Source organism: Pseudomonas sp. GW821-FHT11D10, assembly GCF_058808435.1.
This window is the reverse complement of sequence record NZ_JBXARR010000004.1, coordinates 524,338-546,286: the sequence shown is the minus strand read 5'-3', so window position 1 is coordinate 546,286 and position 21,949 is coordinate 524,338. Positions and strand designations below refer to the sequence as shown.

Here is a 21,949-nt window from a genome sequence, read left to right as displayed (position 1 = left end):
GGCCGGTGGCCTGAGCCGGCCGGGGAGACCGATTTCAGCAATTCCCGAGGGTGGCAGTGGCCAAACCGGGAAAGTCTGTAATCAGGCTGTCAACGCCGAAGTCGGCGAGTCTGCGCATCAGCGCAGGCTCGTTGACGGTCCACACCGACACATGCAGCCCCTGACGCTGCGCCTTTTGCAGGCGTTCCGGCGTACACAGCGTCCAGTTCAACGCCAGAATCTCGCAGCCGTAGCTTTGCGCGACCTTCAACGGGTCGAGCCAGGCGTATTCGGCCACCAGGCCGCGCGATACGTCGGGCACCAGATCCAGTGCAGCCTTCAATACTTCCCGCGAACTCGAGGTGATCGTCACCTTATCGAGCAGCCCGTGTCTGACTGCCATTTCACGGATCGCCAGCACGGTGGTCGCGGCGCGGGTGCGCGAAGCGCTTTTGACTTCCAGCTGCCAGTGCTCGAAGTCGCACTTTTCGAACAGTTCTTCCAGCGTCGGAATCGGGCATGGCTTGATCCAGCCCGGGCCGCCCTTGCGCGCGTCGTAGGTCACCAGATCGGCGGCGGTGTGCTCGACCACCTTGCCGCGCCGGTCGGTGGTGCGCTTGAGGGTCGGGTCGTGGATGACCATCAGCTCGCCGTCCTTGGACAGGTGCAGGTCCAGCTCGCAACGGCGTACGCCGTGCTTGAGGCATTCCTGAAAACTGCTCAGGGTGTTTTCCGGTGCTTCGCCCTTGGCGCCGCGGTGGCCGTAGATAAGGGTCACGGTTCTTCCTTAATTTAGATGCCTGATTCGTTCTGTTCGCGGGCCAGACGTCGTTCCTGGGCCTGCTTCTGCAAGATATAGCGGGCGAGCAACTGGCGCTGGGCGTCGGTCAGGTGTTCGAACTCGGTGCCGACGTCGTAGCCGTCGCCCTTGCGGTCGCAATGGGTCACGCGGGCGCGCAGCAACAGGCCAAGCGCCTGGGGCATCAGTACCAGTTTCACCGATAGATGGGCGCCGGTGGCGATCGGGGTCGGGTGCTGAAAGTCGATGCCGCCCTCGGAAATGATCACCGGCTGCGGCTCGCCGATATGGCCGAGCACGGTCAGGGCGATCACCTGGCTGAGCAGGTCGATGCGTTTGTTCTGGGATTTCAGGAACGCCGAGATGGCGCGGTCGCGTTCACTGATCTGGCGCAGCAGGTGTTGCGACTCGAATTCGCTCAGGTGCAATTCGCTGAGCAGGTTGAACAGTGGAGAAGCATCCTGCAACACTTCCTGGCCTGCGGCTTCGGGAGCGGACAGGGGCCGAATTTCCAGTGCGATCGTGTCCTCGATACGGTAGTATTCGCGGCGATCTTCTTCATCTAATGTCGACATGGCGAACCCATGGTAGCGGCGGTGGTCTGAGTGTAAAGCTGGTTATCGACCCCCGCCACAAGGACGTTCCTTTTCCCTCCGAACAAGCCCCGACATGTTCAGACCTCTCTTCGTATTTATCGGCACGCGTTATACCCGTGCAAAGCGTCGCAATCATTTTGTGTCATTCATTTCCCTGACTTCGATGATCGGGCTCGCCCTTGGCGTGGTCGTGATGATCGTGGTGCTGTCGGTGATGAACGGCTTCGATCATGAGATGCGCACCCGCGTGCTGGGCATGGTGCCCCACGCGACCATCGAGTCCGGTGAAGCCATCAACGACTGGCCGAGCCTGGCCGCCAAGGTCAAGCAGAACCCGCAGGTGGCGGCCGTCGCGCCGTTCACCCAGATGCAGGGGTTGCTGACCAACAACGGCCAGGTGTCCAAGGTGTTGCTCAATGCCATCGACCCGGCGCTGGAACGCAACGTCTCGATCATCGACAACTTCATGAAGCAGGGCAAACTCGACGATCTGACGCCGGGCAGCTTCGGCATCGTGATCGGCGACAAGGCCGCGACCAAGCTCGGCGTGGGCATCGGTGACAAGATCACCTTCGTCGCACCGGAGGTCAGCGTGACCCCGGCCGGGATGTTCCCGCGCATGAAGCGCTTCACCGTGGTCGGCATTTTCCATGTCGGCGCCGGTGAACTCGACGGTTACCTGGGCGTCACCAACCTGCAGGATCTGGCCAAGATGCACCGCTGGAAGCCTGATCAGGTGCAGGGCCTGCGTCTGAAGTTCGACGATCTGTTCCAGGCGCCGCGTGAGGCGTGGAACATCGCCCAGCGCCTCGGCGAAGACCGTTACTACGCCCGCGACTGGACCCGTACCCACGGCAACCTGTATCAGGCGATCCGCATGGAAAAAGCCATGATCGGCCTGCTGTTGCTGCTGATCGTCGCAGTGGCGGCGTTCAACATCATTTCCACGCTGGTGATGGTGGTGAACGACAAGAAGGGCGACATCGCCATTCTGCGCACACTCGGCGCCACGCCAGGCACGATCATGCGCACGTTCATGGTGCAGGGCACGGTGATCGGCGTGGTCGGCACGGCCATCGGCGCCGTGGTCGGGATCTTCGCCGCGCTCAACGTCAGCGCCGCAATTTCGGCCCTCGAAGGCGTGATCGGACACAAATTCCTCAACGCCGACGTGTATTTCATCGATTACCTGCCGTCGCAGGTGCAGAGCCAGGACGTGGTCATGGTCTGCGCCGCTGCGTTGGTCCTGAGTTTCCTCGCCACCCTGTATCCAGCCTGGCGTGCCGCGCGCACCCAGCCGGCGGAGGCGCTACGTTATGAGTGAGTCGGGCATGAGTGAAAAAGCAATCTTGAGCTGCCGCAACCTGGGCAAATCCTACGAGGAAGGCCCGGAGTCGGTGGAAGTGCTGGCCAACCTGCAACTGGAACTGCATCCGGGTGAGCGGGTGGCGATCGTCGGCAAATCCGGTTCGGGCAAAAGTACCTTGCTCAACCTGCTGGGCGGTCTCGACACGCCAACCAAGGGCGGTGTCTGGCTCGACGGTGAAGAGCTGTCGGCGCTGAGCGAGAAGAAGCGTGGCCTGCTGCGTAACCGCGCCCTCGGGTTCGTGTACCAGTTCCACCACCTGCTGCCGGAATTCACCGCGCTGGAAAACGTCTGCATGCCGCTGCTGATCGGCAAGACCGCGATCCCGGAAGCCCGTCAGCGCGCCACGGCGTTGCTGGAGCGGGTCGGTCTGGGCCATCGCCTGGAGCACAAACCGGCAGAACTGTCCGGTGGCGAACGCCAGCGTGTGGCCATCGCCCGTGCGCTGGTGAACAATCCAGGGCTGGTGATGCTCGACGAGCCGACCGGCAACCTCGACTCCCACACCGCCGAAGGCATTCAGGATCTGATGCTGGAACTCAGCACTTCGATGCGCACGGCGTTTCTGGTGGTGACTCACGACATGAACCTGGCTCGCCAGATGGACCGCGTCCTGCAGCTGCAGGAAGGTTGCCTGACCCCCATCTGACGGCTTGAAACCCGGTGCCTGAAAAGGCATCGGGTCTTTTATTTTTATACGGTGCCCCAGCGAATGTTCAGACCGTTATCGATCTTTATCGGCACGCGCTATACCCGCGCCAAGCGCCGCAATCGCTTTGTTTCGTTCATCTCGATGACCTCGATGATCGGCCTCGCCCTCGGCGTGCTGGCGATGATCGTGGTGCTGTCGGTGATGAACGGCTTCCAGCGCGAAATGAGCTCGCGCATTCTCGGCATGGTGCCTCACGCGACCATCGTTGGCGTCAAGCCGATCGACGACTGGCAGCCAGTGGCCGCCGCCGCGATGAAGAACCCGGAAGTGACGGCCGCCGTGCCATTCACCGAGATGGAAGGCATGCTGTCCTACAAGGGCATGATGCAGCCGATCCAGATCAGCGGCGTCGACCCGGCCCAGGAAGGCAAGGTGTCGATCGTTGCCCAGCACATTGTTCAGGGCCGTCTCGATGCCTTGAAGCCGGGTGAGTTCGGCGTAGTGCTGGGTGAAATCACCGCCCGGCGTTTCCGCCTCAATGTCGGCGACAAGATCACCCTGATCGTCCCTGAAGTCAGCACCGCACCGGGCGGTATCACCCCGCGCATGCAGCGTCTGAACGTGGTCGGCGTGTTCAAGGTTGGTGCCGAGCTCGACGGTTCCATGGGCCTGATCCACGTCTCCGACGCCGCGACCATGCAGCACTGGGAGCCGAATCAGGTGCAGAGCGTGCGTCTGGCGGTGAAGGATCTGTACGCAGCGCCGAAGGTTTCGTCGGACATCGCCAGCGGCCTCGGCGCCGACTTCAAGGCTGACGACTGGACCCACACCCAGGGTAGCCTGTTCAGCGCGATGAAGATGGAAAAAACCATGATCGGCCTCTTGCTGCTGATGATCGTCGCGGTGGCGGCGTTCAACATCATCGCGACCCTGATCATGGTGGTGAACGACAAGGGCGCGGACATTGCGATCCTGCGTACCATCGGCGCCACACCACGGCAGATCATGGCGATCTTCATGGTGCAGGGCACGGTGATCGGCATCGTCGGCACCATCATCGGAGGTGTGTTGGGCGTGATTGCCGCGCTAAACGTCAGTGAAATGGTGGGCTGGGTCGAGCGAGTGACCGGGCAGCACATCTTCAGTTCGGATGTGTACTTCGTCAGCAACCTGCCATCGGAGTTGCAGGGCGGCGACGTGCTGCTGATCTGCTCGGCGGGCTTCATCCTCAGCTTCCTGGCCACGGTTTACCCGGCCTGGCGAGCGGCGAAGATCGAACCGGCGCACGCGTTGCGCTATTCGTAAGTTCCCCCATTGAGGCCGGCATTGCCGGCCTCAATCGTTTTTCGGCAACTCAATCACAAACCGCGTCCAGCCCTGAGCCGATTCGCAATGAATCTGCCCGCCATGGGCCCGGATGATCGACTGAGTAATCGCCAGCCCCAATCCCGCATGCTCGCTGCTGCCTTCCTGGCGCGCCGGATCTGCCCGGTAGAACCGGTCGAACAAACGCGGCAACAATTCAGCAGAAATCCCCTCGCCACTGTTCTCCACGGTCACGCTCAATGATTTCGCCTGCTCGGCCACCTGTACGCGTACTTCGCCGTTTGCAGGGGTAAAGCGCAACGCGTTATCCAGCAGATTCGACAGCGCCCGACGCAACATCGCGCGATCACCCGCAAACCGCCCCGCACCGTCACGGCTCAGGCTGACCTGAGCGTCTTCGGCCAGCGGCGCAAAAAACTCCAGCAACGCATCGGCTTCTTCCGCCAGCTCCAGCGGTTCACGCTTGGGCACCAGCAAACCGTGGTCGGCCTTGGCCAGATAAAGCATGTCGTTCACCAACTGTGCCATCCATTGCAGCTCTTCGAGGTTGCTGTGCAGCGCTTCGCGATAGTCTTCGAGGGGGCGAGGGCGGGTCAGGGTGACTTGAGTGTGGGTCAGCAGGTTCGACAATGGGGTGCGCAGTTCATGGGCGATGTCGGCAGAGAACGCTGACAGTCGCTGAAAGGAGTCATCGAGGCGTCCGAGCATGGCGTTGAAGCTGTGAGCCAATTCCGCGAGTTCTGCGGGCATCCGCGCTTCCGGCAGTCGGGCATTCAGCGATTGCGCCGAAATCCCACGGGCCACCGCACTCATACGGCGTAACGGGCGAAGACCGCTGCGAGCAGCCCAGGCGCCGAGCAACGCAGTAGCCAGCGCCGACAGGCCGACGGTCAGCCAGATCAGATGCTGCATGCGTTGCAGGAAGTGCTGGTGGTGGGTGATGTCCAGCAGCAAGGTCAATTGCGGGGAATCCGGTTTTTCCGGTTCAAGCGCGGCGTTGAGCAGGCGATAGTCGGTGCCGTTGTCGTTGATGGTGGCCAGACCGGGTTGCTGCGGCAGGTTTGCCGGGGCATGCAACGAGCGACCGAACCAGCGCTGCCCCTCAGGGCTGCTGATGCGCAGCGAGACATCGCCCTGTTGGCTCAATTCATCGGTGATGTGCGCGGCGTCGCTTCCACTCAGCAGCGTCTGACGCACGCTGAGCAGTTTTCCTTCGAGCAGTTGCTGGTCGAGCTCGATGAAGTGGCCCTCGCTGGCCCGATCGAAAACGACCCCGGCCACCAGCGAAACCACTGCGGTGCAGCCTGCAAACAACAGCGCCAACCGACCGCTCAAGGACAGTCGGCGCATCAGTCGGCACGCTCTTCAAGGACGTAACCCATGCCGCGCACGGTGTGAATCAGTTTGTTGGGGAAGTCGTCATCGATCTTCAGGCGCAGTCGGCGAATCGCCACTTCGATAACGTTGGTGTCGCTGTCGAAGTTCATGTCCCAGACCTGCGAGGCGATCAGCGATTTGGGCAGTACTTCGCCCTGGCGGCGCAGGAGCATTTCCAACAGGGCGAACTCCTTGGCGGTGAGGTCGATCCGTTGACCGCTGCGTTCGACCCGGCGGCGGATCAGGTCCAGGCTCAGATCGGCCAGGCGCAGGCTGGTTTCCTGGGGCGTGGAACTGCCGCGACGCAACAGGCTGCGCACCCGGGCCAGCAATTCGGAGAAGGCGAACGGTTTGACCAGATAATCGTCGGCGCCCAGTTCGAGGCCGTGAACCCGGTCTTCAACGGTGTCCTTGGCAGTCAGAAACAGGATCGGCGTTTCCAGGCCGGCGCTGCGCACCGCTTGCAGAATCTGCCAGCCATTGCGACCGGGCAGCATCACGTCGAGGATCAGCAGCGCATAGTCGCCGCTCAACGCCAATTGCTGGCCGGTGGTGCCGTCGGCCACCAGTTCGGTGTTGAAACCGGCCTCGGTCAGGCCCTGGCGCAGGTACTGGCCGGTTTTGGGTTGGTCTTCGACGATCAGCAGTTTCATGGGCGGCTCGGGTTGCGGGAACGAGGACGTTATACCGTGGGCAAACGCTGTGAGCGCCAACCTGACAAAGTTGTAATCTGCCTGTCAGGTCGCTGCCAGCGCAGGCGGGCTAGAGTTTCCCACAGGCTGAACCTTGATTTGTTGGAGTACGACTATGTTTTTGCGCAACCGTCTGGCCCTTGCCGCGTGTCTGCTGGCGCTCAGTTCGCCGCTGTGGGCATCGCCGGCGCACACCTATGACTTCGGCCAGCCGGCCCCGGCCGCCAAGGCCACCCGCAGCATTGAAGTGGTGATGGGCGACATGAGCTTCGATCCGAAGGCGATCGAGATCAAAGCCGGTGAGACCGTTCGTTTTGTGCTGGTGAATAAAGGCCAGTTGCTGCACGAATTCAACCTCGGCGACGCAACGATGCATGCAAAACACCAGCAGGAAATGTTGCAGATGCAGCAAAGCGGCATGCTTACGCCGACTGGCATGAAGGAAATGTCCCACGACATGGCGGGCATGGATCACGGCTCCATGGGGCATGTCATGAAGCATGACGATCCCAACAGTGTGCTGGTGGAGCCCGGTAAAACCGCCGAGTTGACCTGGACCTTCAGCAAAGCGGTGAACCTGGAGTTTGCCTGCAACATTCCCGGGCATTACCAGGCCGGAATGGTCGGCAAACTGACTGTCAGTCAGTAAGCACTCAAAGGCGGGAGCAAAGGCTGGTAGAATCCGCTGATTCTTCAGTCAGGTTTCCGCCATGCATCCCGCAGCCGAACATTCGCCGCTGGGCAAATCCAGCGAATACATCGCCACGTACACACCGTCCCTGCTGTTCCCGATCCCGCGCACCGCGAAATGGGCCGAGCTGGGCCTGACCGCCGAAACCCTGCCGTATAAAGGCGTGGATTTCTGGAACTGCTTCGAGCTGTCGTGGCTGCTGCCGTCGGGCAAGCCGGTGGTGGCGATCGGTGAATTCAGTATTCCGGCGGATTCGCCGAACATCATCGAATCCAAGTCGTTCAAGCTGTACCTCAATTCGCTGAACCAGACGCCGTTCGCCGACATCGCGAGCCTCGAAGCGACACTGGTCAAGGACTTGTCCGCTGCTGCCGGCAAACCGGTGGGCGTGCGGGTTCGCAGCCTGAAAGACGTCGAAGCCGAAGGCGTCGTGGCGTTGCCGGGTGTGTGCATCGACGATCTGGACATCAGCGTCAGCAACTACGAACACCCGCGCCCTGAACTGCTGCGCTGCGACGATTCGCGCGTGATGGAGGAGAGCGTGCACAGTCATCTGCTCAAATCCAACTGCCCGGTGACCAGCCAGCCGGACTGGGGCAGCGTGGTGGTGGAATACCGTGGCGCGGCGCTGGATCACGCCAGCCTGCTGGAATACATCGTCAGCTTCCGTCAGCACTCGGACTTCCACGAGCAGTGCGTGGAGCGGATCTTCCTCGACCTGCAGCGCCTGCTGAAACCGGAAAAACTCACGGTGTTCGCGCGTTACGTGCGCCGGGGCGGGCTCGATATCAACCCGTACCGCAGCACTGAAAGCGTGCAACTGCCGAACCATCGTCTGGTTCGTCAGTAACCCGCATCGCGGACATGAAAAAGCCCTGCCAGTGATGGCAGGGCTTTTTTGCATTCGCGGGTTTCAGATGCCCATGCTGTGCAGGGTAGTAGCAATGTTGCGCAAAGTACCGGCGATGGTCGGGTGTTCGAGTTCAAAGCGTTCGACCGCCAGGTTCACACCATCGGCGATACTGTTTTCCTGAGTGGACTGTTCCAGTTTTATCTCGGATTCGATCTGCGCCATCAGGTCGTGCAGATGTTCGCGCTCTTCTTCGGTGAGCGGCGGAGTCTGATCCAGTTGCTCGCGCAGGGCATTGAGCTGTTTTTGCAGTTCTTGAGCGGGCATGGTTGTTTCCTTTTATCGAGAGGCACTGGCATAGACCGCAGCCGTGCGCCAAAGGTCTATGGCTCTCCTTAAGACTAATCCACTCTTGGCCAACCTGCATGATCCCGGTCAGGGCTTTTCGCCTTTGAGGCGACGCAGGCTGATGTCCGCGAGACAAGTGTCGAGCTCGCCCAGATGATCGATCACCGAGTGCACGCCGAGGCCGAACAGTTGCACCGTCGCCTTGCCGCGCAGTTGTTCACGCTCCTTCTGGCTCAGGGCTTGCCATTCGCTGGGTGCCAGGCCGCACAGTGAACCGCAGGACGCCAGGCCAATGGTCCAAAGCCCGGCATTCAGGCCCGATTGCAGCAGGCGCGGTTCGCCGCTGACCAGCACGCAACCGTCGAGGCGATCGACATTCAAGCCCATTAACGCCTGCCAGCAGGCATTGGGCGCCGGCCACGGATTGATTGTTGCCGAATGTTGCGACGGTTTGATCCAGTCAGGCAGCGCCGATGACAGGACTTGAGTGCAGGCCGTGGACAGTTCATCGAGCCAGGCGCAGGGGATTTGCTGGCGTTGCAGGCTGCGCAGGCTGTCGAGTGCGCCGGGTGTGACGTCGGCGTGTTCCGGGCCGACGCTGGTGTGATGACGGGCGCGGGCGCCGAAGTCCACCAGACAGCCGCTGAGTCCGAACAGCACGGCGGTCAGCGTCGGTGCTGCGAGGGGCAAGGCTTCGGCTTGAGGCATGGAAAACGTCCCTGAAATAGCGATCAGGCTAGGCAACATCGGTGACAGTTGCATGACAGGCCAATGACGAAGCGTCCTACAGAGGGATTCACCGGGGAACTGCCTAAAGCAGCATTTCCGTCTTATACTGACGCACTTATCGTCGCGGCCCAGGTGCTGCGTCCGTACTATCCAAGGAGTTTTCTATGCGCTGGAGCCATCCTCTTGCTCAGCTTTGTGTATGTGCCAGCGTGATGCTGGTGCCGTTCGCCGCTCAGGCCGCAACGGAAGAAGACCCTTGGGAAAGCGTCAACCGTCCGATCTTCCAGTTCAACGATTTCGTCGACACCTATGCGCTGAAGCCTTTGGCGCAAGGCTACGAATTTGTTACTCCGCAATTCCTGGAAGACGGCATCCACAACATGTTCCGCAACGTCGGTGATGTCACCAACCTGGCGAACAACATTCTTCAGGCCAAACCGGCCGCCGCTGGCGTCGACACCGCTCGGCTGATCTTCAACACCACCTTCGGCCTGCTCGGTTTCTTCGACGTCGGCACCAAGATGGGCCTGAACCGCAGCGACGAAGACTTCGGCCAGACCCTCGGCTACTGGGGCGTCGGCAGCGGTCCTTACGTGATGCTGCCGCTGATGGGCCCAAGCACCCTGCGCGACGCACCGTCCAAGTACGTCGACAGCTTCACCGGCCCGTACCGCTACATCAACGATGTGCCGGTGCGTAACTCGATTTTCGGCCTGAACATCGTCGACACCCGCGCCAGCCTGCTGTCGAGCGAGAAGCTGATCAGCGGCGACAAGTACACCTTCATCCGCAACGCCTACCTGCAGAACCGCGAGTTCAAGGTCAAGGACGGGCAGGTCGAAGACGATTTCTGATCGCGATTGATCGGCAGAAAAGGGCGACCGCGAGGTCGCCTTTTTTGTGGCCGCGTCCAATGATTGGGTTACCGAAGAACCCGTTCTTATAACTGCGAGTGATTTGACAAACAAAGTCTCCAAGCGACCATCGGCGCATGCTTGAAACGCTCGAAGGATGGGAGTACCGTCTGCGCCTTAGAAGGGCACCTCTGGTGCAACCGTGTGCGGGGCAAACGCTCCGAAGCGGTGCAGCAGAGAGGCTAGAAAGCGAATCCAGTAGTCTGCGCCGGGCCATTGCCCCGCCTGCTACGCCAACCTAATTCTGGCGCCGTTTGCCCACATGCCAAAAACCAGTGCCACGCTGCTGATAATCGATGATGACGAAGTAGTGCGCGCGAGCCTCGCGGCCTATTTGGAAGACAGTGGTTTCAGCGTCTTGCAGGCCAGTAACGGCCAGCAGGGTCTTCAGGTATTCGAGCAAGACACGCCCGACTTGGTCATCTGCGATCTGCGCATGCCGCAGATGGGCGGTCTCGAACTCATCCGTCAGGTCACTGAGCGGTCACCGCAGACACCGGTGATCGTGGTCTCGGGCGCCGGCGTGATGAACGACGCGGTCGAGGCCCTGCGCCTGGGCGCGGCGGATTACCTGATCAAGCCTCTCGAAGATCTGGCCGTGCTCGAGCATTCCGTGCGCCGGGCCCTGGATCGTGCGCGTCTGCTGCTGGAAAACCAGCGCTACCGCGAGAAACTGGAAAAGGCCAACCGCGAACTCGAAGCCAGCCTGAACCTGCTCCAGGAAGACCAGAACGCCGGTCGCCAGGTGCAGATGAACATGCTGCCGGAAAGTCCGTGGACCATCGACGAGTTCAGGTTTGCGCACCAGATCATCCCGTCGCTGTACCTGTCGGGTGATTTTGTTGACTACTTCCGGGTCGACGAGCGCCGGGTGGCGTTCTACCTGGCGGATGTCTCGGGTCATGGCGCTTCTTCAGCGTTCGTCACCGTGCTGCTGAAGTTCATGACCACGCGCTTGCTGTTCGAATCCAAGCGCAACGGCACACTGCCGGAATTCAAGCCTTCGGAAGTCCTCGGTCATATCAACCGGGGGCTGATCAGTTGTAAGCTGGGTAAACACGTCACAATGGTCGGTGGAGTCATCGACGAGGAGACCGGTTTGTTGACCTATAGCATCGGCGGCCATCTGCCGTTGCCTGTGTTGTACACGCCTGACAGTGTTCGCTACCTCGAGGGGCGCGGTCTGCCCGTGGGGCTTTTCAACGAAGCCACCTACGAAGACCACGTGCTCGAGCTGCCACCGACGTTCAGCCTGACGCTGATGTCTGATGGCATTCTGGATCTTTTGCCAGAACCCACGCTCAAAGAAAAAGAAGCCGCCTTGCCCGAACGGGTCAAGTCGGCGGGCGGCAGCCTGGATGGTCTGCGGCAGGTTTTTGGATTGGCCACGCTAGGGGAGATGCCGGATGATATCGCCCTGTTGGTGTTGAGCAGGAATCTTTAATGAGTACCGGTAGAATCCAGTTCGCCGAGCAGGACGGCACCTTCGTCCTGAAGTTCGTCGGTGAAGTTCGCCTGACCCTGTGTTCGGCGTTGGATGCGACTATTGAAAAAATCTTCACCGCGCTGAATTTCAACGCGATCGTGATCGATTTGACCGAAACCCGCAGCATCGACAGCACCACGTTGGGCCTGCTGGCCAAACTGTCGATCCTGTCGCGGCAGAAGGTCGGCCTGCTGCCGACCGTGGTCACCACCCACGAGGACATCACCCGTCTGTTGCAGTCGATGGGTTTCGAGCAGGTGTTCAATATCGTCAACCATCCCGTGCCGTGCCCGGAATGCCTCGACGACCTGCCGGATCAGGATCAGTCGGAAGAGGTGGTGCGGATCAAGGTGCTCGAAGCGCACAAGATCCTCATGGGCCTGAACGACTCCAACCGCGAAGCGTTCCATGACCTGGTGAATGCCCTCGAACGGCATTGATCGATCAATCCGCGAGGCACAAAAAAGGGCGAACCTGTGAGGGTTCGCCCTTTTTGCGTCTGCGCTTGGCCGATTACAGCTTGGCTTGCAGCAGCGCCTCGAGTTTTTCCTGGTCGCGGGCAAACTGGCGGATGCCTTCGGCCAGTTTCTCGGTGGCCATCGCGTCTTCGTTGGACAACCAGCGAAATTGCGCTTCGTTGAGGCTCAGGCGCGCTTCGCCGGCATGGCCCGGAGCGAGTTTGCGTTCCAGCTTGCCGGTGTCGGCTGCCAGTTTCTCGATCAGGTCCGGGCTGATGGTCAGGCGGTCGCAGCCGGCCAGTTGCTCGATCTGGTTGAGGTTACGGAAGCTCGCGCCCATGACCACGGTTTTGTAGTCATTGGCCTTGTAGTAGTTGTAGATGCGCGTCACGGACTGCACGCCCGGATCGTCGGCGCCGGTGTAGTCGTTGCCGTTGGCCTTCTTGTACCAGTCGTAGATGCGGCCCACGAACGGCGAGATCAGGAACACGCCGGCATCGGCGCAGGCCGCGGCCTGAGCGAAGGAGAACAGCAGGGTCAGGTTGGTCTGGATGCCTTCCTTTTCCAGGATCTCGGCGGCGCGGATGCCTTCCCAGGTCGAAGCGATCTTGATCAGCACGCGGTCACGGCCAACGCCGGCCTTGTCGTACAGCTCGATCAGGCGATGGGCACGCTTGAGCATCGCGTCCTTGTCGAACGACAGGCGCGCATCCACTTCGGTGGAAATGCGGCCCGGAATGACCTTGAGGATTTCCTGACCGACCGCGACGCCGAAACGGTCGCTTGCCAGGCCGACATCGCCCTTGCAGTCGCGCACGCTGGCGTTCAGCAGTTCGGCGTAGGCCGGAATGGCTGCGGCCTTGAGCAGCAGGGAAGGGTTGGTGGTGGCGTCGACCGGTTTGACCCGGGCAATCGCTTCGAAGTCGCCGGTGTCGGCCACGACGGTGGTGAACTGTTTGAGTTGTTCCAGCTTGGAAGTCATGAGCGTGCTCTGTCCTATGGGTCTGGTGACATTACCCGAGCGTCGGCAGCCACTCAAGGGCATGTCGGCGTATCGAGCGCCCCGCTGGCAACAACCTGAAAACGGCTGTTTGAAAGGCGGGGCGCGTTATCGATCAATACGATGCCAAAAAGGACCACAGGTTCAAAGCAACCGACCCGTTGCGCAGCGCCTATTCGGCGTTGAGCTGGGTCGAGGCCGCGGTTTGTGCCGGTTTCGACTGCCCGTCGGAGGTCAGCAAGCCGAAGTTCTTCTCCCGGTCGTTACTGCCCGACTCGCTGTTCTTCCATTCGTAAATCGACGTCAGCGGGATGTTGAGTTTTTTAACATCGGCGATGAACGCAGAGATTTTACTCGCTTGCCCGTCCGGCCCGCCGTTGGAGGCCAGCGCCGAGATGCCCCATTCACTGATGACCCCCGGCAGATGGAAGTTTTGCTGGATGAAGGTTTGCGCGTTGCTGATCTGCGTCGCGGTCATGCCGTAGGGGTGGTAGGAAATGGCATCCAGGCACTGCGGATAAGTGCCGAGGATGCTGTTGAGTGCCACGGTCGAGGCGGAGCCAGCCGTCGGCAGGCGGGCGAAACCGAATCCGACCAGGGGCGTCGATTGCGGCTTGCCTTGCAGCGTCTTGCACATGGCCGTCATGAACGGCACGAAGGTGTTTTTGAAGTCTCCAGTGGGCCAGTAGGTGTCGAGATCCGGCTCGTTCCAGATTTCGATCCCCACCAGTTGCGTGCTCCAGGCTTGCTCAAGTCCCGTCACCGCGTTGGCGAACGCTTCGCCGGCGGTTGTCAGGTCGCCGGTCAACGGTTTGGTGGCGCGCACGGTCATCAAGACCGGCAAGCCGGCAGATCGCGCCGCCGCGAACGCATCGCTGATCTGTTTCTGATAGGCCTTGGCGCCGAGGCTGTCGCTCCAGACGCCGAAGCGCACGAAGCTGAATCCGGCCGCTTTGATCTGCTCGGCGTCGGCCGGGGTGAAGTTCTGGATCTTGACTTGTACGCCGATGGTTCTGGCGGGCAGTGACGGGAACAACGCGCTGGCGTGAACCTGCGCGGTAGCACTGAGCATCAACAGGGCGGCGGCACCAAGATGTTTGAGATGTGCTGATTTCATGTCTGCTCTCCTGATGAGAATGACATCTAGCCAATAGTTATCTCGTTGCCTGTATTTCGATGACGAAGAGGGCGCGAAGTGCACGAATGTTATTTTTTGTCGGAAAACTTTCGCCCGAAAATCACAGTTATTTTTAGTCCGGTAATTCTGGTTGGGGGACTTTTAGAGGCCGTGGTACTTAATGCACCGGTATTAACGGGTGAATCTATTTCCGAGTGAAGGAAGGTCTTGCGGGTTCATTCGAATGTGCAAGGCATGTTGGCCGATTGACATTACACGGGAAAGTAAACCTTGTTCAAAAAGATTCTTGTCGTTTGCGTAGGCAATATCTGCCGAAGTCCGACAGCGGAACTTCTGTTGCGCAATGCACTGACACCCTCGGCGATCAGCGTGACCTCCGCAGGCCTGTCTGCACGGGTCGGCGAAGGCATGGAGTCGACCGCGCGCCGGGTGCTGGAAGACCACGGCCACAGTGCCGAAGGGTTCACGGCGCGGCAACTGACAGCGGACATCGTCAATGAATCAGACCTGATTCTGGTCATGGAAAAACAACATGTTAATCAAGTACTGAAGATTGCCTCTCACGCCAGGGGCAAAGTGTTTCTGCTGGGCAAGTGGCAGAGCGAACGAGAAATACAGGACCCGTATCGTCAGGGGCAAGCCGCTTTTATTCATGCCCATGCATTGATTGAAGATGCTGTTAGCTCATGGGCGCAACGCCTGGCGCGTTGATGAATATTCTTCAGTTCAGTGAATGGTAAGAAAGACTTATGCAGTTACCGTCAGTTATCGGCACCCGCGACAACGATCAAGACAGTATTGATCTTCTCGGCATCTTCGGCAGCCTGATCGATCAGAAATGGTTGATCGGTGCGTTCACCGGCGCGTTCATGATGACCGGTGTGGCCTACGCGATTTTGGCCACGCCGGTGTATCTGGCCAACGCGCTGGTGCAGGTCGAGCCGAAAAAGAACGACATGCTCGGTTTTTCCGACCTCAACAGCATGCTCGGCGGGCAATCGCCGTCGGTGACCGAAATCGGCATCATCAAATCCCGCGCGGTGATCGGCAAGACGGTCGACGATCTGCGTCTGGATATCGACGTCACCCCCAACACCTTTCCGCTGATCGGCGGCTTTCTTTCCCGGCGCTATCGCGGCGAGACCGAACTCAGCGTCGCGCCACCGCGTTTCGGCCTGAGCAGCTACGCCTGGGGCGGTGAACGCCTGGAGTTTGCCAAGCTCAATCTGCCCAAGGAACTGCTGGGCAAGAAACTCACCCTGATCGCCGGCGAGCAACATCGCTTTCAACTGCTCGACGACAACGACAACCTGCTTGTCGACGGCGTGGCGGGCGAAGCCTTCGCGCAGGACGGCGTAGAAGGGCAGGTCGCGCAACTGTTGGCCAACCCCGGGACGCGTTTCGAAGTGGTGCGTTACCCGCGGATCGTGACCATTCAGGGTTATCAGGACGCGCTGGACATCTCCGAGCAAGGCAAGGAATCGGGGATCATCCGTCTGGCCCTGGCCAGCAGCGATGCCGCCGAAGCGGTGAAGATCCTCAACAAGATCGCCTCGCTGTACGTGGATCAGAACGTGCGCCGCACCTCGGCCGAAGCGGCGCAGAGCCTGGCCTTCCTGCAAAGTCAGTTGCCGCAGGTCAAGCGTGATCTGGCCAAGGCCAGCGATGCGCTGAACGCCTACCAGACCCATGGCAAGACCGTGAACATCTCGCTGGAAACCCAATCGGTGCTCGGCCAGTCCGTCGCGCTCGAAACGCGGATTTCCGAGCTGAAACTGCAACAGGCGGAGATGGACCGCAAGTTCACCAAGCAGCACCCGGCCTATCGCGCGCTGATGACGCAGATCGGTGAATTGACCCAGCAACAGCGCTCGCTGGAAGGCAAGGTTCAGGACCTGCCGGCCACGCAGCAGGAGTTGCTCAACCTGACCCGCGATGTCGAAGTCGCCTCGCAGATCTACACCCAGTTGCTGAACAAATCCCAGGAGCTGGACATCATCCGCGCCGGTGCCGTGGGTAACGTGCGCCTGGTGGATACGGCGGACGTCGACCTGACCAGTCCGGTCAAACCGAAAAAAGCCCTGATCGTGTTGATCGCCACTTTCCTCGGTGCCTTCGTCGGCGTGGCGCTGGTGCTGTTGCGCAAATCCCTGAGCAAGGGCCTGGAAGGGCCGGAAGCCATTGAGCAACTCGGCTTGCCGGTCTACGCGTCGATTCCCTACAGCGCCCTGCAACAGGAAGAGGACAGCAAAAAAGTCCGGGCCAAACTCGCGGCAGACACACCGGCGTATCTGCTGGCCCTGCGCAACCCGACGGACCTGTCCATCGAATCGATTCGCAGCCTGCGCACCTGCCTGCACTTCGCGGCGCTGGATTCGACCAACAACCGCATCATGATTTCCGGTCCGAGCCCGCAGGTCGGCAAGACCTTCGTCTCTTCCAACCTCGCGGCGGTCATGGCGCAGAGCGGGCAGCGTGTGGTGCTGATCGACGCCGACATGCGCAAGGGGCATCTGCACAAGACCCTGAACACGCCGATCACCAACGGTTTGTCGGATCTGCTGGTCAAGCGCTGCACCCTCGATCAGGCGATCAACAAGGTCGAGGTCGACAACCTGCACTTCATCAGCCGTGGCCAGGTTCCACCGAACCCTTCCGAGCTGTTGATGCACGCCAATTTCCGCGAACTGCTGGCGCAACTCAGCGAGCGCTATGACGTGGTGATCATCGACACGCCACCGCTGCTGGCCGTGACCGATGCGGCGATTGTCGGTCGCGAAGCCGGCATCAGTCTGATCGTTGCGCGGTTCGGGGTGAACCCGGCCAAGGAAATCGAAATGACGATCCGTCGTTTCGCCCAGAACGGTATCGAGTTGAAGGGCGCGGTGTTCAACGGCGTCGAGAAGCGCGCGGCCAGCTATTACGGCAACGGCAGCTATTACAACTACGAATACGCGTCCGACCAGTCCTGAATCTCAGCGACGGTCCTTACAGGCATGAAAGTGGGTGGGTTGTGAAAAAAATACTGCACGTGGCGGAAACGATCAAAGGCGGGGTGGCGACGGTCATCCGCACGATTTCGGCGGCTCCGGAAGACGGGCGCTATGAGCTGGTGTATCTGGTCCCGCTCGACCAGAAGAAAGAACTGCACGGCATCGATGCACAGCAGATCCGCACCTTCGCCCGAAGCGGGCGGAATGTGCCGTCGCTGCTGCGTTTTGCCTGGCAACTGGCGCGGGTCCTGCTCAAGGAAAAACCCGACGTGGTGCATTTGCACAGCACCTTTTCCGGGGTGATCGGCCGTTGCGTGTGCGTGCTCCTGCGGCCATGGCGCAAGCCGAAAATCGTCTACTGCCCCCATGCGTTTTCGTTCCTGATGGAAAGCTCGCCGATCAAACAGAAGGTCTATGCGTGGATCGAGCGGGTGCTGCAAAAGGTCACGGACAAGATCATCTGCGTCAGCCAGTTCGAGCTGGACAAGGCCGCGAAGTTTGGCATCGAGCGCCAGCGCATGACGCTGATCTACAACGGCATCGATCACAAGAATGACGAACGCAAGGTCAACGACCCGGCACCGATTCATTTGCTGTTCGTCGGCCGCCTCGACTACCAGAAAGGCTTCGACGTGTTGCTCAAGGCCTACAGCGAAGCACAGCGCAGCGACCTGAAACTGACGGTGGTGGGCAGTGCGGTGAACGAGGACGTCGTCGAATGTCCGCCGCTGGATGGCGTGGAATATCTGCCTTGGGTGACGCCAACCGAAGTGCACGCGCTGTATCAGAAAGCCGATGCGTTGATCGTCCCGAGCCGCTGGGAAGGCTTTGCCATGGTGCCGCTGGAAGGGATGGCGCTGGGCCTGCCGGTGATCGCCAGCGACTGCACGTCGTTGCCCGAACTGGTCACTCATGGTGTGTCCGGTTACGTGTTCCCCGCCGGTGATCATCAGGCCTTGGCCGAGCGCCTGAAGAAAATCCAGAAGCCTGCGTTGTCGGCCCTCGGCATCGAAGGTCGGCGCATCGTCCGCGAGCGTTTCAGCGCCGCGTTGATGATCCGCCAGACCTACGACGTGTATTCCGCTCCCTCTTATTAAGTAGAACTCCGCTCATGAACGTAACGATTTTGCATGGCTACAGTGCCTCCAACTCCGGCGATGGTCTGCTGGTCGATCTGGCCATTGCGCTGGTGCAGCGCAACTTTGGCGAAGACACCGCGATCAGTGTCGTGGCGTCCGATCCGGACTCCTTCAAGTACCTGCCGCACCCGCGTTTCGACGCGCCGGTGATGGCGGCCAAGGGTCTGGGCCGGGTCAAAGAAGCGGTGTTCCTCAATCAGTCCTACGCGGGGCTGGCGGATCTGTTGAAAAAAACCGATCTGATCGTCGGCGTCGGCGGCGGCTACATGCGCTCGAAAAGTGCCTTCGAGCACATCAAGCTGAAACTCGGCCACGCCAAACAGCTGGAAACTGCGATCCTCAGCAAAGTGCCGTCGGTGTACCTGCCGCAAAGCATCGGGCCGTTCCACGGCGACAGCGACAAGATCGTCGGCCACTACGCCAGCGCCGATGCGGTGTTCGTGCGCGATAACCGTTCCTCGGCGCTGTTCGATGCTTGCGAGAATGTCTACCGCGCACCGGACCTCGCGGTGCAGGCCCTGGCCGGCAAGATCCTTCAGCAACCCAAGTTCACCGGCTGCGCCTCGACGCCGGCCACGGTGTGCGTGGTGCTGCGCAAGCCGCCGGCGTGGAGCAAGGAAAAGAAGCTCGCCTACGTGGCCAACCTGAAAGTGCTGCTGCAGCGCTTGAAGAACAAAAGCAAAGTGGTCTGCGCCGTACAGAGCGCCGTGCGCGGTAATGATGACGGCGCGTTCTATCGCGAACTGGGCATCACTGAAGACCTGCTGCCATTGAAGGCCACGCTGGCCAAATACCAACCGGACCTGGTGATTTCCGTACGCCTGCACGGCGCGATCGAATCGCTGCTTTCGGGTGTGCCGGCGTACCACATCAGCTACGAACGCAAAGGCTTCGGCGCCTATCAGGACATGGGCGTCGAGGACTGGGTCATCAACGGCGGCGACATCAATGTCGACACCATCATCGACACGGTTTACGCGCCTGACGCGCTATCGAATTTCGGCAAACGCCTGACCGACACCTGCCGCGAGATCGAGGCGAAAACCGTGGCCATGGACGACATCATCAAGGGCGTCATTCGATGATATTCCGGCTGTTGCTGCGGGGCGGGGCACTGGGCGCGAAGTTCTTGCTGGTGCTCGCCATCACCCATTACCTCGGTTACGAGGCGCTGGGTTTTTACGGCGTGGTGGTCGCGGCGTCGTTGATCGCGTCGAAGTTCTACAGCGTCGGTTTCAGTTCCGAGATCAACCGGCTGATCAGCGTGGGCGGCAGTTCGCGCCGAGTGGTGGACAAGGTGCTGCTGCTGTACCTGGCCGTGGGCCTGGCGTTGTCGGTGCTGACGGTGGTGATCTATTCGCTGTTCCAGTCGGTGGAAGCGACCACCGCGCTGATCGCTTGCGTGACGCTGGTGCTGCTCACCGAACACCTGTCGTTCGAGATCAACTCGTTCGTGTTTTCGGCGCAGAAAGCCACGGCGGGTGCGTTGCTGTTCTTCATCAAGACCGGGCTCTGGGCGCTGCTGGCCGTGGGCGGAATGGCGCTCGGCTGGGTGTCCGGAATTGCCAGCGTGCTGTGGCTGTGGGTCATCGCCAACGTGCTGGTGATCGTCGCCGGTTACCTGATCGTGGTGAATGTTCATCGCGGGCGGGAAGAGGGGACGCTGGCCACCGCCGCAGTGTGGAAAGCCGGGTTGCCGTTTTATCTCGGCACGGGTCTGATCGCCCTGAGTCAGTACGCCGAGCGCTTTCTGATCATCGACCTCGAACCTTACGCCAGCCTCGGTAAATACGTGTATGCGTGGTCGGCGGCCAATACCTTGCAGGCGTTGTCTTACGCGGTGGTGGCGGTGGTCGGCATTCCGCTGCTCGCCAAGCGTTATCAGGCCGATCAGCAACCGTTCACAGTCCGGCAGTTGTTCGTGAACAAATGGGTCGCACGTTCGCTGGTGGTGTCGGCGGCGGTCGCGGTGGGGATTTATCTGTTCTTCAACGTGGTGCTCGATTACGTCGCCACCAGCGTTCCGCGTCCGGACAACGGCATCCTCGGCGTACTGATTTTCTCCTTCGCTCTGCGTGCCATTGGCGACATCGTCTGGGGCGGGTTGATCGCTTCGAAAAACAGTCGGGTGTCCCTCGCCAGCGCGGCCATTTGTCTGTTGGTTTCAGTGCCGGTCAGTTACCTGCTGATCAAGCATTATTCGATCTACGGCGCGGCCTGGGGCAACGTCTTCGCGATCATCGTGCAGCTCGGGGTGATTGCGCTGCTGACTCGTGCCACGCGGGCGAAAAAGGCTGTCGTGTCATGGGCCTGAAACTGCCGTGCATCGAGTTTCGCGGCCGCCGTCTCGATTCCTCGCTGTCGTTCCTGATCCTGTTCACCGGGCTGTTTCTATCGGTGGCGATGCCGCTGCTGATTCCCCGCGATCCGGGCCCGGATGCGATGACCTTATGGTCGTCCTACGCCCGGGCCGATAACTGCAATTTCTGGAACCCGTTCTCGCCGGATCGCTCCTCCTACGAGTGTTCGGCGTTCCTGTTGCGGCCCACCGGGATCAACCTGACCAACGCCTGGGCCTACGGGATGTTCTGCAACTTTTTCCTCACGGCGATTCCCGTGGTGGTGTTCCGGCGCATGCCGCTGACCATCTTCGGAACCCTGTGCCTGTGGGGCATCGTGCGTTCGTTTTTTCTGGAAAACCTGACCAAGGAAATCATCGTGTCGGTGGCTGTGTTGAGCATTCTGTTCAGCTCGCTGACGCGCAAATATCGCGGCGGATTTTTCCTCTCGGCGGTGATCTACGGCGTGCTGATCCGGCCTTACTGGATTCTGTTTTCGCTGTCGTGGGTCGGCGTCTGCGTGATGAAGAAATACGTCTCGCGCACCACCTTCTTCCTGATGCTGTTCCTGTTCTATCTCGCGGTTGCGATGGCGATCCAACTGGCGCTGGGCTTTCCGGTGTCGTCGATTCGCGCCAGCAACAACGAACTGCGCACGGCGGGCGAGGAGGGCTCCAAATCGCTGATCGTCTCGTGGCTCAGCGGCAGCGACTTCGTCTCGCAGGCCCTGGACTCGATGATCATTTTCTTCCGGTTGTCGTTCCCCGTAGAGCTGATCCTGCTATCCGGGCCGGGCCAGGTGATTTTCGTGGCGTTGATGATCATGACCGCGCTGCTGCTGTTCAAGGTCATCACCTCGACCGATTACAAGGGCGCGCCGATCCAGACCAAACCCAAGGAACTGATCGCGATTCCGCTGGCGTTCCTGCTGGTTCAAGGCTTGTTCGAACCGGACTTCGGCTCGTTCGCCCGGCACTTTTCGATGGTGGTGCCGGTGTTGTTCGTGGGCCTGGGTCTGATGTTGCGGGCAAACAAACCGGTGAAGGTTGAATCAAGAATTCTGAATTGAGGCGGGTG

The 21,949-nt window shown here is 60.4% G+C and carries 22 protein-coding genes; 14 read left to right on the top strand and 8 right to left on the bottom strand.

Annotation, left to right across the window (positions count from 1 at the left end):
- Positions 1-34: 34 nt before the first annotated feature.
- Together AC1RT4_RS16195 and AC1RT4_RS16190 are read right to left on the bottom strand one after the other, a co-directional pair.
- Positions 35-757, bottom strand: a complete 723-nt coding sequence (locus AC1RT4_RS16195) for a glycerophosphodiester phosphodiesterase (protein WP_007953017.1) — start codon at positions 755-757, stop codon at positions 35-37.
- Positions 758-771: 14 nt separating this feature from the next.
- Complete coding sequence (locus AC1RT4_RS16190) at positions 772-1,353, bottom strand: PilZ domain-containing protein (protein WP_207983433.1); 582 nt, start codon at positions 1,351-1,353, stop codon at positions 772-774.
- Positions 1,354-1,447: 94 nt separating this feature from the next.
- Here AC1RT4_RS16190 and AC1RT4_RS16185 point away from each other — a divergent pair, with 94 nt between their 5' ends.
- The 3 genes from AC1RT4_RS16185 to AC1RT4_RS16175 all read left to right on the top strand — a co-directional run bounded on the left by AC1RT4_RS16185 (position 1,448) and on the right by AC1RT4_RS16175 (position 4,697).
- Positions 1,448-2,698 carry a lipoprotein-releasing ABC transporter permease subunit gene (locus AC1RT4_RS16185; RefSeq protein ID WP_011335182.1) on the top strand — a complete coding sequence of 417 codons (1,251 nt, stop codon included), beginning with the start codon at positions 1,448-1,450 and terminating at the stop codon, positions 2,696-2,698.
- Positions 2,699-2,705: 7 nt separating this feature from the next.
- Positions 2,706-3,389, top strand: coding sequence for a lipoprotein-releasing ABC transporter ATP-binding protein LolD (gene lolD, locus AC1RT4_RS16180; protein ID WP_162831788.1), 684 nt, complete (start codon positions 2,706-2,708; stop codon positions 3,387-3,389).
- A 63-nt stretch (positions 3,390-3,452) separates the two neighbouring features.
- Positions 3,453-4,697: a lipoprotein-releasing ABC transporter permease subunit gene (locus AC1RT4_RS16175; RefSeq protein WP_011335181.1), complete on the top strand. Its 1,245-nt coding sequence runs from the start codon at positions 3,453-3,455 to the stop codon at positions 4,695-4,697.
- A 30-nt stretch (positions 4,698-4,727) separates the two neighbouring features.
- On the opposite strand, the gene AC1RT4_RS16170 is transcribed toward AC1RT4_RS16175, so the two are convergent.
- Together AC1RT4_RS16170 and AC1RT4_RS16165 are read right to left on the bottom strand one after the other, a co-directional pair.
- The gene (locus tag AC1RT4_RS16170; RefSeq protein ID WP_493086277.1) at positions 4,728-6,068 is read right to left on the bottom strand and encodes a heavy metal sensor histidine kinase; all 1,341 of its coding nucleotides are present in this window, start codon (positions 6,066-6,068) and stop codon (positions 4,728-4,730) included.
- Entirely contained in the window at positions 6,068-6,748 is a 681-nt protein-coding gene (locus tag AC1RT4_RS16165; protein ID WP_011335179.1) for a heavy metal response regulator transcription factor, read from the bottom strand. Before AC1RT4_RS16165 ends, AC1RT4_RS16170 begins: the two co-directional genes overlap by 1 nt.
- Positions 6,749-6,902: 154 nt before the next feature.
- Between AC1RT4_RS16165 and copI the strand changes: the two genes are divergently transcribed.
- Entirely contained in the window at positions 6,903-7,436 is a 534-nt protein-coding gene (gene copI, locus AC1RT4_RS16160; RefSeq protein WP_493086275.1) for a copper-resistant cuproprotein CopI, read from the top strand.
- A gap of 61 nt (positions 7,437-7,497) precedes the next feature.
- Positions 7,498-8,328, top strand: coding sequence for an NADPH-dependent 7-cyano-7-deazaguanine reductase QueF (gene queF, locus AC1RT4_RS16155; protein WP_493086273.1), 831 nt, complete (start codon positions 7,498-7,500; stop codon positions 8,326-8,328).
- Between the two features lie 63 nt (positions 8,329-8,391).
- Here the strand turns inward: queF and AC1RT4_RS16150 are convergent, their stop codons facing one another.
- The gene (locus AC1RT4_RS16150) at positions 8,392-8,655 is read right to left on the bottom strand and encodes a DUF4404 family protein (protein ID WP_007951611.1); all 264 of its coding nucleotides are present in this window, start codon (positions 8,653-8,655) and stop codon (positions 8,392-8,394) included.
- Between the two features lie 108 nt (positions 8,656-8,763).
- The gene (gene pcrP / locus AC1RT4_RS16145) at positions 8,764-9,384 is read right to left on the bottom strand and encodes an HAD superfamily inactivated hydrolase PcrP (protein ID WP_127799026.1); all 621 of its coding nucleotides are present in this window, start codon (positions 9,382-9,384) and stop codon (positions 8,764-8,766) included.
- Positions 9,385-9,569: 185 nt separating this feature from the next.
- Here pcrP and AC1RT4_RS16140 point away from each other — a divergent pair, with 185 nt between their 5' ends.
- The 3 genes from AC1RT4_RS16140 to rssC all read left to right on the top strand — a co-directional run bounded on the left by AC1RT4_RS16140 (position 9,570) and on the right by rssC (position 12,245).
- A complete protein-coding gene (locus AC1RT4_RS16140) occupies positions 9,570-10,259 on the top strand; it encodes an MlaA family lipoprotein (protein WP_011335174.1) in 690 nt (229 codons plus the stop codon).
- 322 nt (positions 10,260-10,581) lie between these two features.
- Complete coding sequence (gene rssB, locus AC1RT4_RS16135) at positions 10,582-11,763, top strand: two-component system response regulator RssB (protein ID WP_493086270.1); 1,182 nt, start codon at positions 10,582-10,584, stop codon at positions 11,761-11,763.
- The gene (gene rssC / locus AC1RT4_RS16130) at positions 11,763-12,245 is read left to right on the top strand and encodes an anti-sigma factor antagonist RssC (protein ID WP_003226553.1); all 483 of its coding nucleotides are present in this window, start codon (positions 11,763-11,765) and stop codon (positions 12,243-12,245) included. Before rssB ends, rssC begins: the two co-directional genes overlap by 1 nt.
- A 73-nt stretch (positions 12,246-12,318) precedes the next feature.
- Here the strand turns inward: rssC and tal are convergent, their stop codons facing one another.
- Together tal and AC1RT4_RS16120 are read right to left on the bottom strand one after the other, a co-directional pair.
- The gene (tal, locus tag AC1RT4_RS16125) at positions 12,319-13,245 is read right to left on the bottom strand and encodes a transaldolase (RefSeq protein WP_007951616.1); all 927 of its coding nucleotides are present in this window, start codon (positions 13,243-13,245) and stop codon (positions 12,319-12,321) included.
- Positions 13,246-13,435: 190 nt separating this feature from the next.
- Positions 13,436-14,380, bottom strand: coding sequence for a glycosyl hydrolase family 5 (locus AC1RT4_RS16120; protein WP_493086267.1), 945 nt, complete (start codon positions 14,378-14,380; stop codon positions 13,436-13,438).
- Between the two features lie 291 nt (positions 14,381-14,671).
- Here AC1RT4_RS16120 and AC1RT4_RS16115 point away from each other — a divergent pair, with 291 nt between their 5' ends.
- Genes AC1RT4_RS16115 through AC1RT4_RS16090 form a run of 6 tightly spaced genes read left to right on the top strand, consistent with a single transcriptional unit; the run spans position 14,672 to position 21,941 of the window.
- Positions 14,672-15,112, top strand: coding sequence for a low molecular weight protein-tyrosine-phosphatase (locus AC1RT4_RS16115; RefSeq protein WP_179694273.1), 441 nt, complete (start codon positions 14,672-14,674; stop codon positions 15,110-15,112).
- 38 nt (positions 15,113-15,150) lie between these two features.
- A complete protein-coding gene (locus AC1RT4_RS16110) occupies positions 15,151-17,373 on the top strand; it encodes a polysaccharide biosynthesis tyrosine autokinase (protein ID WP_493086265.1) in 2,223 nt (740 codons plus the stop codon).
- A gap of 41 nt (positions 17,374-17,414) precedes the next feature.
- Positions 17,415-18,491, top strand: coding sequence for a glycosyltransferase (locus tag AC1RT4_RS16105; protein WP_493086263.1), 1,077 nt, complete (start codon positions 17,415-17,417; stop codon positions 18,489-18,491).
- A gap of 14 nt (positions 18,492-18,505) precedes the next feature.
- Complete coding sequence (locus tag AC1RT4_RS16100) at positions 18,506-19,618, top strand: polysaccharide pyruvyl transferase family protein (RefSeq protein WP_493086261.1); 1,113 nt, start codon at positions 18,506-18,508, stop codon at positions 19,616-19,618.
- Positions 19,615-20,847 (top strand): MATE family efflux transporter, encoded by a 1,233-nt coding sequence (locus tag AC1RT4_RS16095; protein WP_493086259.1) that lies wholly within the window; start codon positions 19,615-19,617, stop codon positions 20,845-20,847. Before AC1RT4_RS16100 ends, AC1RT4_RS16095 begins: the two co-directional genes overlap by 4 nt.
- Complete coding sequence (locus AC1RT4_RS16090; RefSeq protein ID WP_007951624.1) at positions 20,838-21,941, top strand: hypothetical protein; 1,104 nt, start codon at positions 20,838-20,840, stop codon at positions 21,939-21,941. Before AC1RT4_RS16095 ends, AC1RT4_RS16090 begins: the two co-directional genes overlap by 10 nt.
- Positions 21,942-21,949 lie beyond the last annotated feature (8 nt).